This is a genomic window from Amaricoccus sp. (genome assembly GCF_036846665.1).
In the GTDB taxonomy this organism is placed as follows: Bacteria; Pseudomonadota; Alphaproteobacteria; order Rhodobacterales; family Rhodobacteraceae; genus Amaricoccus.
In genome coordinates, this window is record NZ_DAIUBO010000339.1 from 1 (window position 1) to 3,214 (window position 3,214).

At 70.5% G+C, this 3,214-nt stretch carries 5 protein-coding genes; 3 read left to right on the top strand and 2 right to left on the bottom strand.

The genetic code is table 11. The features are described 5' to 3' along the window. The 3 genes from V7050_RS19870 to V7050_RS19880 all read left to right on the top strand — a co-directional run. The coding region (locus tag V7050_RS19870; RefSeq protein ID WP_324411117.1) for a winged helix-turn-helix domain-containing protein at positions 1-263 on the top strand (263 nt) is incomplete at its 5' end. A 10-nt stretch (positions 264-273) separates the two neighbouring features. After that, positions 274-927, top strand: coding sequence for an O-methyltransferase (locus V7050_RS19875; protein WP_324369724.1), 654 nt, complete (start codon positions 274-276; stop codon positions 925-927). 139 nt (positions 928-1,066) lie between these two features. Continuing rightward, positions 1,067-1,603 (top strand): hypothetical protein, encoded by a 537-nt coding sequence (locus tag V7050_RS19880; RefSeq protein WP_324369722.1) that lies wholly within the window; start codon positions 1,067-1,069, stop codon positions 1,601-1,603. Here the strand turns inward: V7050_RS19880 and V7050_RS19885 are convergent. Together V7050_RS19885 and V7050_RS19890 are read right to left on the bottom strand one after the other, a co-directional pair. Then, entirely contained in the window at positions 1,587-2,519 is a 933-nt protein-coding gene (locus V7050_RS19885; protein ID WP_324369719.1) for a pirin family protein, read from the bottom strand. The two genes, V7050_RS19880 and V7050_RS19885, sit on opposite strands and share 17 nt — an antisense overlap. A 3-nt stretch (positions 2,520-2,522) precedes the next feature. Beyond that, a complete protein-coding gene (locus tag V7050_RS19890) occupies positions 2,523-2,834 on the bottom strand; it encodes a GNAT family N-acetyltransferase (RefSeq protein ID WP_324369717.1) in 312 nt (103 codons plus the stop codon). Between the last annotated feature and the right edge of the window lie 380 nt (positions 2,835-3,214).

A 3,214-nucleotide genomic window follows, 5' to 3' on the forward strand; every position in this document is an offset into this window, starting at 1 on the left:
GCGGCGAGCTTTGGCGCGGGCGAGATCTGGTGCGCTTGACGGCCACCGAATCGCTGCTGATGCGGGTCTTCGCCGCGCGCGCGCACGAGCCGGTCAGCCGGCAGGAGCTGGTGGAGGATCTGGGTGGTGGGGTCGCCGAAGCGCAGGAGCGCGCGGTCGACGTGCAGATCACCCGGCTGCGCCGCAAGATCGAGACCGACCCGAAATCGCCGCGCTATCTCCAGACGGTCCGCGGCTCGGGCTACATGCTCGCCCCCGATTGAGGATGCCAGGATGGACGACTGGAAACGCGTGGACAGCTATCTCGCCGGCAAGCTCCTGCCCGAGGATCCCGTTCTGGACGCGGCGCTCGCCGCCAATGCCGCCGCCGGCCTGCCGGCGATCGACGTCTCACGGGCGCATGGCAAGCTCCTGCACATTCTCGCGCGCATGAACGGGGCCCGGCGCATCCTCGAGATCGGCACGCTGGGCGGCTTTTCGACGATCTGGCTCGCCAGGGCACTGCCGCCGGGGGGCCGGCTGGTGACCCTTGAATACGCCGCCCACCATGCCGAGGTCGCCCGGGCCAATGTCGCGCGGGCGGGGCTTTCGGATCGCGTCGAGATCCGGGTCGGAGCCGCGCTCGACAGCCTGCCCGAGCTCGCAGCGCTCGTGCCCTTCGACTTCGTCTTCATCGACGCCGACAAGGAGAACAACGCCGCCTACCTCGACTGGGCGCTGCGCCTCGTCCGGTCCGGCGCGGTCATCGTCTGCGACAACGTGGTGCGCGCGGGTCGTATCGCCGACGAGTCGGCTTCGGACCCGGCCCTACAGGGGACCAGGAAATTCCTCGACCGCCTCGCGGCCGAACCCCGCCTGACCGCCACCGCGGTGCAGACGGTCGGCGACAAGGGCTGGGACGGTTTCGCGATCGCCATCGTCGACTGAGCCCGGCCGAAGCCACCGAACCCTCGTCCGTCTCCGGGCAGTCTCACGCATCTGTGACGCGGTCGGTGTCGCGGCGTGCTGCCGCGAGGCGAATGGCCCTGCGACCACGATGCCAAATCCAGCAACGGGAAACCGCGCCATGACCATGCCGCAGACCGACGACCGACCCTTCGATTTCCCGGCGATCGACCGCAGGACAGTAGCGACCCTGCTGATCGCGGGCGCCGTCGCGACGCTTGCCTTCGACGCCTTCGGGCAGGGGCTCAGCCCGTTGCTCGGCTTCGCGGCGCTCGCGCCGGTGCCGCTGGCGCAATCGGTTCTCAGGACGGCCTTCGGCCTCGACAGCGCCCCGGCGGCGCATCTCCTGCATTATTTCACCGGGCTCGTGGCCTATGCGCTGGGCTGGATGCTGGTGGCCCGGCCGCTGGCGCAGCGGATCGCGCCCGGCCTGCCCTGGTGGCTGGCCGCGGTCGCCTATGGCGCCGGCCTCTGGGTCTTCGCGCTCTATGGCATGGCGCATCTGGTGGCGGGGCTGCCGGCGTTCCTCGGGTTCGCCGGCATCGCCTGGGTGGCACTGATCGGGCATGTCCTCTATGCGGTCGTGCTCGCCGCCGTGGTCGAGGCGCGGCGGGGGGGCGTGACCGGAGGCGCCGCCGCACTCACGGCAGCGGGATGAATTCCTCGGTATCCCCCGGCGGCAGGCGGAAGCGGCCGTGCTCCCAGTCGCCGGCGCGCCAGGCCTCCTTGGCCGCCTCGATGCGCTCCTTCGAGGAGGCGACGAAGTTCCACCAGATGTAGCGCGGCCCGGCCAGCGTCTCGCCGCCGAGCAGCATGATCCGCGCGCCCTCCGGGCCGGCGGCGAGCGCGACGCGGTCTCCGGGCCGGAAGGTCATCATCCGCCCGGCCTCGAAGGTCTGGCCGGCGATGGTGATCGAGCCCGACAGCACGTAGAGCCCGCGGTCCTCGTGGCCGTCGGGCAGCGGCATGGCGGCGCCGGGGGCCAACTCGGCATCGGCGTAGAACATCTCGCTGAAGGTCTTCACCGGGGCCCGCTCGCCCCAGGCCTCGCCGAGGATGAGCCGGACGCTGGTGCCGCCGTCGCCGAAGACGGGCAGCGCCTCCTTGCCGTGATGCTCGAAGGCGGCGGGGGCGTCCTCGGCCGCTTCGGGGAGCGCGACCCAGGTCTGGATGCCGAAGAGCGAATGGGGGTGGCGGCGGGTGGCCGCACTGGTGCGTTCGGAATGGGTCACGCCCTCGCCCGCGATCATCCAGTTGACCGCGCCGGGGTAGATCATCTGGTCGGTGCCGAGGCTGTCGCGGTGCTGGAACTCGCCGCGGAAGAGATAGGTCACCGTCGCCAGCCCGATATGGGGATGCGGGCGCACGTCGATGCCCTGGCCGGTGACGAATTCCGCCGGTCCCGCCTGGTCGAAGAAGATGAAGGGGCCGACCATCTGGCGCTGGGGCGCGGGCAGGGCGCGGCGGACCTCGAAGCCGCCGAGGTCCCGGGCGCGCGGGATGATCAGGGTCTCGATCGCGTCCAGGTCGGTCGCGTCCGGGCAGACCGGATCGAGCGTCGGGTTCCAGCTCATGGTTCAGGCCTCCTTTAGCCGATGCAGGACGTCGCCCCATTCCGGGCGCCGCTTGAACTGGGCGCGGGCGAAGGGGCAGAGCGGCAGGATCTGGCGGCCCGCGGCGCGGGCGTCGGCGACGGCGCGGGTCACGAGGGCGAGGCCGACGCCTTGCCCGCGGAAGGCGTCGGGCACCCCGGTATGGTCGATGATGATGAGGCCGGTGCCGGCCCGGGAATAGGTCATCTCGGCCTCGTTGCCGGCGCCGTCGCGGTAGACGTAGCGGCCCTTGCTGGCGGTTTCCTCCACCGCGATGTCTGCCGGATCGATGGTCATGCGGCGATTCTCCCAGATTGCCGCGACGCTCGTTCGGTCGCGATCCTGCCCGACCGGGATATAGGCCGGTCCGCGGTCCGCGCCAACCGGGGGACGGGTGGCAGGGGAGGACGGATAGCGGGGGTGAAACGAGTGTCCCCATGAGGACAGATTGCAAGTATCTGATATTGTGACATAAAAGTGTTAACGTGCCGTGATGCAGCGGTTGGGATCGCTGTGGCCGGCGGCGGGAAAGCCGCAGGGGGTTCGCATTCCCGTACCGCGACCCCATCCATTGGCGGGTCGAGCGCGCCCAGCACAACCATCCCGCCGAGGCCAGGCACCTCCGGGCAGTATCCGTGTTTGGTCAAGGCCTGGTTGGCTGCCAGAGTCTGTCTTCG